The 12,957-nt window shown below is 66.7% G+C and carries 11 protein-coding genes and 2 pseudogenes; 12 read left to right on the forward strand and 1 reads right to left on the reverse strand.

The genetic code is table 11. The annotated features are described in order from the left end of the window. Window positions 1-56: 56 nt before the first annotated feature. Window positions 57-467: pseudogene (locus A5655_RS07195) on the forward strand (hypothetical protein); the annotation flags it as partial. On the opposite strand, the gene A5655_RS29350 reads toward A5655_RS07195, so the two are convergent. Then, window positions 356-706: a DUF1707 domain-containing protein gene (locus A5655_RS29350; RefSeq protein ID WP_082978535.1), complete on the reverse strand. Its 351-nt coding sequence runs from the start codon at window positions 704-706 to the stop codon at window positions 356-358. The pseudogene A5655_RS07195 and the gene A5655_RS29350 sit on opposite strands and share 112 nt — an antisense overlap. A gap of 112 nt (window positions 707-818) precedes the next feature. On the opposite strand from A5655_RS29350, the gene A5655_RS07200 reads away from it, so the two are divergent. The 11 genes and pseudogenes from A5655_RS07200 to A5655_RS07250 all read left to right on the forward strand — a co-directional run bounded on the left by A5655_RS07200 (window position 819) and on the right by A5655_RS07250 (window position 12,916). Further along, window positions 819-1,244 carry a DUF5318 family protein gene (locus A5655_RS07200; RefSeq protein ID WP_067007412.1) on the forward strand — a complete coding sequence of 142 codons (426 nt, stop codon included), beginning with the start codon at window positions 819-821 and terminating at the stop codon, window positions 1,242-1,244. A gap of 55 nt (window positions 1,245-1,299) precedes the next feature. Next, window positions 1,300-3,831 carry a transglycosylase domain-containing protein gene (locus A5655_RS07205; protein ID WP_067007415.1) on the forward strand — a complete coding sequence of 844 codons (2,532 nt, stop codon included), beginning with the start codon at window positions 1,300-1,302 and terminating at the stop codon, window positions 3,829-3,831. After that, a pseudogene (locus tag A5655_RS07210) lies at window positions 3,828-5,514 on the forward strand (glycosyltransferase family 87 protein); the annotation flags it as partial. The gene A5655_RS07205 and the pseudogene A5655_RS07210, both read left to right, overlap by 4 nt. Continuing rightward, window positions 5,471-6,112: a DJ-1/PfpI family protein gene (locus tag A5655_RS07215; protein ID WP_067007421.1), complete on the forward strand. Its 642-nt coding sequence runs from the start codon at window positions 5,471-5,473 to the stop codon at window positions 6,110-6,112. The pseudogene A5655_RS07210 and the gene A5655_RS07215, both read left to right, overlap by 44 nt. A 126-nt stretch (window positions 6,113-6,238) precedes the next feature. Further along, the gene (rpsF, locus tag A5655_RS07220; protein ID WP_067007424.1) at window positions 6,239-6,529 is read left to right on the forward strand and encodes a 30S ribosomal protein S6; all 291 of its coding nucleotides are present in this window, start codon (window positions 6,239-6,241) and stop codon (window positions 6,527-6,529) included. 98 nt (window positions 6,530-6,627) lie between these two features. After that, window positions 6,628-7,149, forward strand: coding sequence for a single-stranded DNA-binding protein (locus A5655_RS07225; RefSeq protein ID WP_067007427.1), 522 nt, complete (start codon window positions 6,628-6,630; stop codon window positions 7,147-7,149). A 43-nt stretch (window positions 7,150-7,192) separates the two neighbouring features. After that, entirely contained in the window at window positions 7,193-7,447 is a 255-nt protein-coding gene (rpsR, locus tag A5655_RS07230; RefSeq protein WP_066935440.1) for a 30S ribosomal protein S18, read from the forward strand. 30 nt (window positions 7,448-7,477) lie between these two features. After that, on the forward strand, window positions 7,478-7,936 hold the full coding sequence (gene rplI, locus A5655_RS07235; protein WP_067007430.1) for a 50S ribosomal protein L9: 459 nt from the start codon (window positions 7,478-7,480) through the stop codon (window positions 7,934-7,936). A 532-nt stretch (window positions 7,937-8,468) separates the two neighbouring features. Further along, window positions 8,469-11,090, forward strand: a complete 2,622-nt coding sequence (dnaB, locus tag A5655_RS07240) for a replicative DNA helicase (protein WP_067007433.1) — start codon at window positions 8,469-8,471, stop codon at window positions 11,088-11,090. Window positions 11,091-11,439: 349 nt separating this feature from the next. Then, window positions 11,440-12,354 (forward strand): hypothetical protein, encoded by a 915-nt coding sequence (locus A5655_RS07245; protein WP_067007436.1) that lies wholly within the window; start codon window positions 11,440-11,442, stop codon window positions 12,352-12,354. 352 nt (window positions 12,355-12,706) lie between these two features. Continuing rightward, a complete protein-coding gene (locus A5655_RS07250; protein ID WP_067007439.1) occupies window positions 12,707-12,916 on the forward strand; it encodes an MbtH family protein in 210 nt (69 codons plus the stop codon). Window positions 12,917-12,957: the final 41 nt, after the last annotated feature.

Genomic DNA, 12,957 nt, shown 5'->3' on the forward strand with positions numbered 1-12,957 from the left:
CCATCCGCGGTCCGTAGGCCTTGCCGAGCCCGATCATGACGCTGGTCGACAGCGCGTTGAGCGCCGCGTTCATCGCGGCGGTGCTGCTGGGCGTCGGCATTGGTTGGGGCCTGTACGGCAACACCCGTTCGCCGCTGGATTTCACGACGGATCCCGGCGCCAAACCCGACGGGGTCGGCCCGGTGGTGCTGACGCCGCCCACGGAGCTGCTGTCGGTCGGCGGGCTCACCGGCCTGATGGAGCAGACGCGCAAAAGGTTCGGCGACGTCATGGGGTTCCGGCTGGTGATCTACCCGACCTACGCGGGGCTCGACCGCCCGGACCCCTCCGACGACCGCCGCATGCTCGCCTACGACTACCGCGGCGGGTGGGGAGACCCGACCAGTTCGGCCAAGAACGCCGCCGACGGTCCCGTCGCGGTCGACCTCTCCAAGTTCGACATCGCGGCCACCGTGGGCCACGTGCGCGCCGGCGACCGCAATCCGGCGCTGTCGGCCTGCAGGTCTTCCACCAAGGCCCGCAGGTCGCCGAGGGTGACCGCGTTGGTCGCCGCGCTGACGCGTTCCCGGTGCTCCTGATCGGAGATCTCGCCGTCGTTCAGGGCGTGGTCGAGAATCTGGCAGGCGTCCTGCCGGTCGCTGTCCTTGGCGCGGGTCGTCGAGGTCGCCGCACCGCGGAGCGGTGTTGCCCCGAGCAATTTCGCCACGCCGATGATCGTAGAAGTCGCGTTCGGATTCGGCAGAGGACGCCGACGGTCGATGCCCGCAACGGTCTCGGTTGCGTATCGGCGGTGCGGGCGGCCACGTACTCTGGTCAGCGTGCGACTGCAGCGACAAGTGGTGGACTACGCGCTTCGGCGGCGCTCCCTGCTCGCCGAGGTTTACTCGGGCCGCACCGGTGTATCCGAGGTGTGTGACGCCAACCCGTACTTGCTGCGCGCCGCGAAATTTCACGGGAAACAGAGCCAGGTGATGTGCCCGATCTGCCGAAAGGAGCAGCTGACCCTGGTGTCGTGGGTGTTCGGCGACCACCTCGGCGCGGTGTCGGGTTCGGCGCGCACCGCCGAAGAGTTGGTGCTGCTGGCGACCCGCTTTCAGGAGTTTTCCGTCCACGTGGTGGAGGTGTGCCGAACCTGCAGCTGGAACCACCTCGTGAAGTCGTACGTGATGGGTGCGGCACGCCCGCCCAAGGGCACCGGCGGCACCCGGACGGCGCGCAACGGCGCCCGCACGGCCATTGAGTAACGAAGGGCGCCACGACCAGTCGCCCGGTGACCTCAACGAATCGGCGACTGAGCGCGTGGGCAAGCACGCGAGCACCGACGGGCCGGCCGATTCGGATCCGGACCGGCGCGACGCGCCCCAAGCGTCCGGCCGACGCCGCCCGGTTCCGCCCGATGACCGGCTGACCACGATCCTGCCGCCCGTCGTCGACGACCGCGCCCCCCGGCGGGCCGACCCGATCCAAGAGGTGAAGGCCGCGCTGGATCGCCCCGCGTCCGCGCCCTTGCAAAGCGACCCGCTCGAAGAGGTCAAGGCCGCGATGGACGGACGGGCGACCGCGAAGGCGCCGCGCCGCGACGAGCCGATGTCCGGGCGCCGCCCGCCCGACGGACCGCCGCCGCCGCCCCGGCGGTCCGATGGCCCCGGCGGGCCCGGCGACAGAGCCCCCAGGCCGGGGGTGGACTGGAGCTGGACCCAGCAGATCAACTGGTTGTGGGTGCGACGCGCGGCCTACATCTCCGTTGCGGCAATGGTGCTGCTGCCGATCGTCACCTTCGCGATGGCGTACTTCATCGTCGACGTCCCCAAGCCCGGCAACATCCGCACCAACCAGGTTTCGACGATCCTGGCGAGCGACGGCTCTCAGATCGCCAAAATCGTTCCGCCCGAAGGGAACCGGGTCGATGTCAACATCAACCAGGTGCCGGTGCATGTGCGTCAGGCGGTGATCGCCGCCGAAGACCGCAACTTCTACACCAACCCTGGCATCTCCTTCAGCGGGTTCGCGCGGGCGGTAAACAACGACCTCTTCGGCGGCGAGCTACAGGGCGGCTCGACGATCACCCAGCAGTACGTGAAGAACGCGCTCGTCGGTTCGGCGCAGCACGGGTTCAGCGGACTGATGCGCAAGGCCAAGGAACTGGTCATCGCCACCAAGATGTCGGGGGAGTGGTCCAAAGACGATGTCTTGCAGGCCTATCTGAACATCATCTACTTCGGCCGGGGCGCCTACGGCATTTCGGCCGCGGCCAAGGCCTATTTCGACAAGCCGGTCGACCAGCTCACCGTCTCCGAGGGGGCGCTGTTGGCGGCCCTGATCCGGCGGCCGTCCTCGCTGGACCCCGCCGTCGACCCCAAGGGCGCCGCGGACCGGTGGAACTGGGTGCTGGACGGCATGGTGGAAACCAAGTCGCTGTCGCCGAGTGACCGTGCGGCGCAGGTATTTCCGGCGACATTGCCGCCCGATGCCGCGCGCGCGCAGAACCAGACCACCGGTCCGAACGGGCTGATCGAGCGCCAGGTGACCAAAGAGCTGATGGAGCTGTTCAACATCGATGAGCAGACCCTGAACACTCAGGGGCTGCAGGTCACCACGACGATCGACCCGAAGGCCCAGCAGGCCGCGGAGAAGGCGGTGTCGAAATACCTTGACGGGCAGGACCCGGACATGCGGTCCGCGGCGGTGTCGATCGATCCGCACACGGGCGCGATACGCGCCTACTACGGCGGCTCGGACGCCAACGGTTTCGACTTTGCTCAGGCCGGTTTGCAGACCGGATCGTCGTTCAAGGTGTTCGCTCTGGTTGCGGCGCTGCAACAAGGTATCGGCCTGGGCTATCAGGTCGACAGCTCCCCGCTCACCGTCGACGGGATCAAGATCACCAACGTCGACGGCGAGAGCTGTGGGACCTGCAATATCGCCGAGGCGCTCAAGCTTTCGCTGAACACCGCCTATTACCGGCTGATGCTCAAGCTCAAGGGCGGACCGCAGGCCGTCGCCGACGCCGCGCACCAGGCGGGCGTCGCGACCAGCTTCCCCGGTGTCGCGCACACGCTGTCCGAGGACGGCAAGGGCGGACCGCCCAACAACGGAATTGTGCTGGGCCAGTACCAAACCCGGCCCATCGACATGGCGTCGGCGTACGCCACGCTGGCGGCGTCCGGCGTCTACCACCGGCCGCACCTGGTGCAAAAGGTCGTCAACGCCGAAGGCCAGGTGCTGTTCGACGCCGGCAATTCGGACAACAACGGCGAGAACCGCATCGAGAAGGGCGTCGCCGACAACGTCACCGCCGCGATGGCGCCGATCGCCGGCTACTCGCGCGGCCACAACCTGGCCGGTGGCCGGTCCTCGGCCGCCAAGACCGGGACGGTGCAGCTGGGCGACACGCAGGCGAACAAGGATGCCTGGATGGTCGGCTACACGCCGTCGCTGTCGACGGCGGTCTGGGTGGGCACCGTGCAGGACAACGTGCCCCTGGTGACGGCCTCGGGCGCGGAGGTCTACGGTTCCGGGCTGCCGTCGGACATTTGGAAGGCGACCATGGACGGGGCCCTGAAGGGGACCCCCAACGAGACGTTCCCGAAGCCGAGCGAGATCGGTGGCTACGCCGGCGTTCCCGCCGCACCTCCGCCACCGGCGCCGCCCGCGGTGACCGTCATCCAGCCCACCATCGAGGTGGCGCCCGGCATCACCATCCCGGTCGGTCCACCGACGACGATCACCAACGCGCCGCCGCCGCCCGGAGGTGCGCAGCCCGGCGCGGGCGGCCCGCAGCCACCCGGTGTCCCACCGGGCGGCCCGCAAGCGCCCCCGCCGCCGCCGTGACCGGCGCGCGGCAGCAGGACAACACCATCGCACCGCGGCCCCTGGCCGCCGACCTCCGCAGCGCAGACAACCGCGATTGCCCCAGCCGCACCGACGTTTTGGGCGCGGCGCTGGCCGATGCCGTCGGGGGACCGGTGGGGCGGCACGCGCTGATCGGGCGCACGCGGGTGATGACTCCGGTGCGGGTCATGTTCCTGATCGCGCTGGTGTTCCTGGCGCTCGGCTGGTCGACGAAGGCGGCGTGCCTGCAGAGCACCGGCTCGGGGACTGGCGACCAGCGGGTGGCCAACTGGGATAACCAACGCGCCTACTACGAGTTGTGCTACTCCGACACGGTGCCGCTCTACGGCGCGGAGTTGTTGAGCCAGGGCAAGTTTCCGTACAAGTCGAGTTGGATCGAGACCGACGGCACCGGCGCGCCGCAGACGCGCTATGACGGCCGGCCCGCGGTTCGCTACATGGAGTATCCGGTGCTGACCGGCGTCTACCAGTACGTGTCGATGGCGGTGGCCAAGACGTATACCGCGCTGAGCAAGGTCGCGCCCCTGCCAGTGGTGGCCGAGGTGGTGATGTTTTTCGACGTCGCGGCGTTCGGCCTGGCGCTGGCCTGGCTGGCGACCGTCTGGGCGACCGCGGGCCTGTCGGGCCGCCGCATTTGGGACGCCGCCCTGGTGGCCGCCTCGCCGTTGGTGATCTTTCAGATATTCACCAACTTCGACGCTCTGGCAACGGCTTTCGCGATGGGCGGGCTGTTGGCCTGGGCGCGGCGCAAACCGGTGCTGGCCGGGGTGCTGATCGGGTTGGGCGCCGCGGCCAAACTCTATCCGCTGCTGTTCCTGGGCCCGATGCTGGTGCTGGGTGTCCGGACCGGTCGCCTCGGCGCCCTGGCCCGCACGGCGGGGACGGCCGCGGCGACCTGGTTACTGGTGAATCTGCCTGTGCTGGTGCTCTTTCCGCGCGGCTGGTCGGAGTTCTTCCGGCTCAACACGCGACGCGGCGACGACATGGACTCGGTGTACAACGTGGTGAAATCGTTCACCGGCTGGCGCGGTTTCGATCCCGGGCTCGGCTTCTGGGAGCCACCGACCGTGTTGAACGCCGTCGTCGCGGTGTCGTTCGCGTTGTGTTGTGTCGCGATCGCTTACGTCGCGCTCACCGCCCCGCGCCGCCCGCGGCTGGCGCAGCTGGTGTTTTTGGTGGTGGCGGTTTTCCTGTTGACCAACAAGGTGTGGAGCCCGCAGTTCTCGTTGTGGCTGGTGCCGTTGGCGGTGCTGGCGTTGCCGCATCGCCGAATATTGTTGGCCTGGATGACGATTGACGCACTGGTGTGGGTGCCGCGGATGTATTACCTGTACGGCAACCCGAACCGCGGGCTGCCGGAGCAGTTCTTCACCACGACGGTGTTGCTGCGCGACATCGCGGTCGTGGCGGTGTGTGTGCTCGTCGTCCGGCAGATCTACCGGCCCGAGGAGGACCTGGTGCGCTGGGGCGGGCGCGTCGACGATCCGGCGGGCGGCCCATTCGACCGCGCCTCCGACGCCCCGCCCGGGTGGTTGCCCGGTTGGCTGCGTCCGCCGGGGCTGCGGCGCCCGGCGGCGCCGGCACCCGATCCCGACTCCGAAGTGGCGGGAGTGGCGCCATGACCCTGGTCGCGATTCCGCTGTTTCCCCGCTTCACCGCGCTGGACGCCGTGGGTCCGTACGAAGTGCTGCAGCGCATTCCGTCCATCGACGTGGTGTTCGTGGGGCACCGCCGCGGCGAGGTGCGCACCGAAAACGGCATGCTCGGCGTCGCCTGCGATGCGGCGTTCGACGAAGTCGGCGCTCCCGACGTGGTGGTGGTGCCCGGCGGCATCGGGACCCGCCAGCTCATCCACGACGATGCCATCCGGGCTTGGCTGCGGTCGGTGCACCCCAACACCACGTTCACCACCTCGGTGTGTACCGGGGCGCTGTTGCTGGCCGCCGCCGGCCTGCTCGACGGGCTCACCGCGACCACCCATTTCGCTGCTGCGGATTTGTTGAACGAGTTGGGCGCGGGTTATGTGCCCGAACGAGTTGTCGAGCACCTGCCGCAGCGAATAATCACCGCCGCCGGAGTGTCCAGCGGCATCGACATGGCCCTGCGGTTGGTCGAGCTTCTGGTTGACCGCGAGGCCGCGCAGGCCGCTCAGTTGTTGATCGAATACGACCCGCAGCCGCCGTTCGACTGCGGTGCGCTCGCCAAGACCGACGACGCGACGAGGGCCAGGGCGAAGGAATACTCCGAACGCCGGAAGTGAGGCCCCGCCGGACGATTTTTCCGGCCGGCCCCGCGTCCGGTACCCTGGGGCGGTTGCCGACGCAGGCGACCCTCCTGCCGCGGATCGACCGCGGCCGTACAGACCAGAGGAGGTGGTGAGGTTTCCATGCGTCCATACGAAATCATGGTCATTCTTGACCCCACGCTCGACGAGCGCACCGTTGCCCCGTCCTTGGAGACGTTCCTCAACGTTGTCCGCAAGGATGGCGGGACCGTCGAAAAGGTCGACATCTGGGGCAAGCGCCGCTTGGCCTACGAGATCGCCAAGCACGCCGAGGGCATCTACGTCGTCGTCGACCTGAAGGCCGAGCCGGCGACGGTGTCCGAGCTCGACCGCCAGCTCAGCCTCAACGAGTCGGTACTGCGCACCAAGGTGATGCGCACCGACAAGCACTGACTGCCGAGTGTCGTCGGGGCTGCGTACGCTCAGCGGGAACACACTGATGTCTATCCCCCGTCCAAAGGCGACGGACAGGGTGGAACGAGGAGGAACCTGTGGCTGGTGACACCACTATCACCGTTGTCGGCAACCTGACTGCCGACCCCGAACTGCGGTTCACTCCCTCGGGTGCCGCGGTGGCGAACTTCACCGTGGCATCGACGCCGCGGATCTACGACCGCCAGAGCGGGGAATGGAAGGACGGCGAGGCGCTGTTCCTGCGGTGCAACATCTGGCGGGAGGCCGCCGAGAACGTCGCGGAAAGCCTCACTCGGGGCGCCAGGGTGATCGTCACCGGGCGGCTCAAGCAGCGGTCGTTCGAGACCCGTGAGGGCGAGAAGCGCACCGTCGTCGAGGTCGAGGTCGACGAGATCGGGCCCTCGCTTCGGTACGCCACCGCCAAGGTCAACAAGGCCAGCCGCAGCGGCAGCGGGGGCGGCGGCTTCGGCGGAGGCGGCGGCTCTCGCCCGGCGGCGGCCCCGGCGGCCCAGCCGAGCGGCGGGTCGGGGGACGACCCGTGGGGCAGCGCCCCGGCCTCCGGGTCCTTCGGCGGCGGCGACGACGAGCCACCCTTCTAAAACAAAAACTTCAGACCAGTAACTAAAGGAAAGAAAGACAGACATGGCCAAGTCCACTAAGCGGCGCCCGGCTCCGGAAAAGCCGATCAAGGCGCGCAAATGCGTCTTCTGCGCCAAAAAGGGTCAAGCGATCGACTACAAGGACACCACGCTGCTGCGCACCTACATCAGTGAGCGCGGCAAGATCCGCGCGCGCCGGGTGACCGGGAACTGCGTGCAGCACCAGCGGGACATCGCCATCGCGGTGAAGAACGCGCGCGAGGTAGCCCTGCTGCCCTTCACCTCCTCGACGCGGTAGCCGCCGAGAGCCAACCGAAAGTACTAAACAATGAAGCTGATTCTGACGGCTGACGTCGACCACCTCGGGACCGTCGGCGACGCGGTAGAGGTCAAGGACGGGTACGGCCGCAACTTCCTGCTCCCGCGCGGCTTGGCGATCCTGGCCTCGCGCGGCGCGCAGAAGCAGGCCGACGAGATTCGCCGGGCCCGCGAGACCAAGACCGTGCGCGACCTCGAGCACGCCAACGAAATCAAGTCGGCGATCGATGCGCTGGGCCCCGTCACCCTGCCGGTGAAGGCCGCGGGCGACACAGGCAAGCTGTTCGGCTCGGTGACCGCCGGTGCCATTGTCGCGGCCATCAAGAAGGCCGGCGGGCCCAACCTCGACAAGCGGGTCGTCCGGCTCCCCAAGACGCACATCAAGGCCGTCGGCACCTACGCGGTCTCGGTGCACCTGCACCCCGAGATCGACGCCGAGGTCGCGCTCGATGTCGTCTCGGACAGCTAACTAAGTAGCGTTTGCTCCCCTCCGGCGGCGGCCACGAATCGGCCGCCGCCGAGCTTTGGGTGCGTGCCGCGCGCTTCGGCGCGGCTTGAGAAGGCCGCCGGGTTTGCTCGGCTGGCGAACTCTTTCAGGGGTGCCGCGGAGTGGACCGCTTAACCCCCTGGTAACGCGGCGAAAATCTGGCCGAAAGCCAACACGCCCGGCGCAGTAACCTGCGGCGACACGCCGTAGAGATTCCTGTCCACACGAAACGCGGTGAGTTGTACTGCTCTTATCAGCAGTGATGTAGCAGTGTCTCGAATTAATCCACAGGTTCTCCACACCCCGCTCAACACAGGTGTCGAAGGATATGCACACACGATGCACAGCGTTATGAACAACGGCCCCTTTAAGTACTGGCCAGCAACGTTTACGGTCGTCCCGGCGCGATGCGACATCGGTTCATGTGGTCGTTGGGTGTCGGCGCCTTGACTTAAGCTCTGAACGTCGGTTCGAATATATGTTCGAGTACTCGTGCTAGGGGAGGTGAGAGTCCGTGGCGGTCGTCGATGACCTCGCGCCAGGCATGGGGTCGCCGCCCAACGAAGAGTTCGGCCGTCAGCCGCCGCAGGACCTGGCCGCAGAACAGTCGGTGCTGGGCGGGATGCTGCTGAGCAAGGACGCCATCGCCGACGTGCTGGAACGGCTGCGTCCCGGCGACTTCTACCGCCCGGCGCACCAGAACGTCTACGACGCGATCCTCGACCTCTACGGACGCGGTGAGCCGGCCGACGCGGTGACGGTCGCCGCGGAACTGGACCGGCGCGGGATGCTGCGCCGCATCGGCGGGGCGCCGTATCTGCACACCCTGATCTCGACGGTGCCGACGGCGGCCAATGCGGGCTACTACGCGGGCATCGTCGCCGAGAAGGCGCTGCTGCGCCGGCTGGTGGAGGCCGGGACGCGGGTCGTGCAGTACGGCTACGCGGGCGCCGAGGGCGCCGACGTGGCCGAGATCGTCGACCGCGCGCAGGCCGAGATCTACGACGTCGCCGACCGTCGGCTCTCCGAGGACTTCGTTCCGCTGGAGGACCTGCTGCAGCCGACCATGGACGAGATCGACGCCATCGCCTCCAACGGCGGCATCGCGCGCGGTGTCCCGACCGGTTTCACCGAACTCGACGAGGTCACCAACGGTCTGCACCCGGGACAGATGATCATCGTCGCGGCGAGGCCTGGCGTGGGCAAGGCGCTCGCGTTGGACACGCCGCTGCCCACGCCGACCGGTTGGACGACGATGGGTGAGGTCGCCGTCGGCGACGAATTGCTTGGTGACGACGGGCGGCCGACGCGGGTAGTGGCGGCCACCGACGTGATGCTGGGCCGGCCATGCTACGAGGTGGAGTTCTCCGACGGGACAGTGATCGTCGCCGACGCGGAGCATCAGTGGTTGACCGAGACCCGCGCATCCCGCAAGTCGGCGCAAGCCGCGGCGGTGGGGTACAACCGCTACAAAAATCAGCGGACATTTGCCGCGGTGCGCACGACGGCCGAGATCGCCGACACGGTGCGCTGCGACACGCTGGACCGACGACTGAACCACAGCGTGGTCAACGCGCGTGCACTTGATCTACCGGCACGCGAATTACTCGTTCCCGCATACACTCTCGGCGCGTGGCTCGGCGACGGCACCACTGCCGCAGCACAGATCACGACAGCCGATCCCGAGATCATCATGCGGATCGAAGCGGACGGCTTCGTAGCCGTTCCGTCGACTTCCCCCTACCGCTACCAGCTGCGCCTACCGGCCCGACCCGAGCAAGCGCCGCGTCAGTGCGCGGTGTGTGGCAAGGACTTCATTCCCCAGACCAGCCAGGTGCGGACGTGCGGACGCTCGTGCGGCGGCCGGGCGCGATTTGTCTCCGCTCCGGTGCCAAGCCCGACCTGCGCTCGCTGCGGGGGCCCGTCGTCGGGGACGCGGTTGTGTCAGAGCTGCCACAACGCTATTGGGACGTTGCAGGCGCGGCTGCGGACGCTGGGGGTACTTGGTAACAAGCACATTCCGACCGAGTACCTGCGGGCGTCGGAGACACAGCGGCGCGCGCTGCTCGCGGGCCTGCTCGATACCGACGGCACCGTGACCGCCGGCGGCGCAGTCCAATTCTCCGTCACTGACCATCGGCTGGTATGTGATGTCGCCGAGCTGATCGCCAGCCTCGGCTATCGCTGCCAGACCTCGACCAAGCGGGTGCCCGGCCGCCGCGAGTCATCCAGCATCGCCTACACGCTGACTTTTTCCACCGACGACGTGGTGTTCGGTTTGCAACGAAAAGCTGTGCTGCACAAGGAACGTCGGGCCGCCGCTAACACCCAGCGCTCGGGGTCCCGCTTCATTGTCGACGTCCGCCCGATCGAGACGGTTCCCGTGCGGTGTGTCGAAGTGGACAACGACAGCCACATGTACCTGGCGAGCAACGCCATGATCCCCACGCATAACTCGACGCTGGGACTGGACTTCTTGCGGTCGTGTTCCATCAAGCACCGGATGGCCAGCGTCATCTTCTCGCTGGAAATGAGCAAGTCCGAGATCGTGATGCGGCTGCTGTCGGCCGAGGCGAAAATCAAGCTGGCCGACATGCGGTCGGGCCGGATGACCGACGACGACTGGACCCGGCTGGCGCGGCGGATGAGCGAAATCAGCGAGGCGCCACTGTATATCGACGACTCACCGAACCTGACGATGATGGAGATCCGGGCCAAAGCGCGTCGGTTGAAGCAGAAGGCCGACCTGAAGCTCGTCGTAGTCGACTACCTGCAGCTGATGACCTCCGGCAAAAAGGTCGAGTCACGGCAGATCGAGGTGTCCGAATTCTCAAGACATCTCAAGCTTTTGGCCAAGGAGATCGAGGTCCCGGTGGTGGCGATCAGCCAGCTGAACCGTGGCCCCGAGCAGCGCACCGACAAGAAGCCGATGCTGTCCGACCTTCGTGAGTCGGGATCGCTGGAGCAGGATGCGGACATGGTCATCCTGCTGAACCGGCCCGACGCCTTCGAGCGCGACGATCCGCGTGGGGGAGAGGCGGACTTCATTCTCGCCAAGCACCGCAACGGACCGACCAAGACCGTCACCGTCGCGCATCAGCTGCACTTGTCGCGGTTCGCCAACATGGCGAGGTGAGAACCTGCACCGTCTGATTTTGGGCCCATCTCATTGGCATGTCTCGCCGGTGTCACCGAGGATGCTGTCGCTGAGGCGGCTATAGGTGACTATGCCCGGTATGAGCGTTTCGTGTACAAGCGGTGTTGGCGTGTCCTGTCGCGCATACCCATAACTTGCCGGTGCGACAATTGCCGCCATGTGGAATCGGCAGTTGCGCTGGCCAGCGGCGGTCGCCCTGACCGCAATTCTTGTGGCGTGCTCGTCTGACAAGACGCCGCCGCACCCCGCGAGACCGGCTGGGTCCGCAACGATTTCCTCAACTGGCCCGCCGCCGCTGACCGGCGCCATAGCGCTGCCATTTCATCCCATGGAGCTGACATTCAGTACCGCGACGAACAAGTTGTACGCGACGGGCCTCGAGGGGGGGCCGCCACGAATCAGGGCATACGTCGTCTCGCTGTTGGCACCGGCGGGGCCCATCGAGCGTTTGGACACGTCGCTCGGCGACCTTCCCGAGCACGTCGTCGTCAATGACAAGCTCAGGCGTGGCTACGCGCTCGTGCCGGGGGCGATCAAGGTATTCAGTACGGACTCGGACACTCTTATTTCGACCAGCGACAAACCGTCCTGCTCTCCACAAGTGCTTGCGATCAGCCAGGCGACCGGCATTGTGTATGGCGGTGGAGTGTCCGACAAGGGCGAGTGCCTCGTTCAGTTCGATTCCGATGGCCGCATTGTCCGCGAGAACGTCGTCGCACCGCACGTCGCGGGCCAGAATATGTTGGTTCAACGGATCGCGGTGGACTCGGCGACTGGTGACGTCCTGTATACGAACCCATCCAGTGTCGGGCGTGCCGACCTGATGTTGAGGGAAAGATGGCGCACCCCAGTCGGCGGGCCCGGCGAAATACAGGACCTAGGCTTCGAGCCTAAGACGGACACTGCCTACATCACGGTCGGTCAGTTCCCGGTCATCTCGCCCGCGAGAATTTCAGTCCTCGACGGTCACACAGGCAAGCAAGAGGGTGAGTTCAGCGGCCCGGGATGGACGAGCGAGTTTGCGTCCACCGGGGATGGCCGATTATTCGTCGCATTCTTCAACTCGAACGATCTCTACATGCTCTCCGGCGCAACCAACACCCCGACGAAATTCGCGTCGCTCGGCGATATTCCCGGGTCGTCCCCCAGCGACCCCAAATGGCTCTTTGTCGACACTGTCGGGCACCGGCTGTTTGTCTCGCCCGGCGGGGACGCGCACAAGATCCTGCTTTACCAGTACTGACTGGTGCTCGTTGTTGAGCGCTTCGGCCCCGGCGATGCCAACACCTTTAAGCCGAGCGCAAGGCAGGGAATCACTGTGGACCTAGCCAGGGTCGAGACGGCGATGCTCGGTTCTCAACGGTGCTACGCGAAGCTACACCCGGGGTGCCGGCTCCCAGCACTTGTGGTTTCACCGACCCTGACGTGGGGCTTCGTACCCCAGGTAAGGGATCACTCGCGAGTGGCGGCGCTATCTTGGTCAGTCCGCAGCAAACCAAAGAAACCGCGGCTACAGTGGGGCAAACATGGAGGCGCAATGCTTCGAGCGGCCCGGCGTCGTTGCGCTCCTGGCGTTACCAACAATCAGGAGAACCGTGAGCATCAATCCATTCGATGACGACAACGGCAGTTTATTGGTCCTGGTTAACCACGAGGAGCAGCACAGCCCGTGGCCGTCCTTCGCCGAGATTCCAGACGGTTGGCGGGTGGTCTTCGGCGAAGGCGTTCGGCAGGCGTGCCTAGAACACGTCGAGCAGAATTGGCCCGACATACGTTCGAAGACTCTGCGCGAGCGGCTCACCTAGAGGCCTTCGTCGGTTGAGCCGGCTGTTGAGTGGAGAGTCGG

It is taken from the genome of Mycobacterium sp. 1081908.1, from assembly GCF_001673535.1.
Lineage (GTDB): Bacteria > Actinomycetota > Actinomycetes > Mycobacteriales > Mycobacteriaceae > Mycobacterium.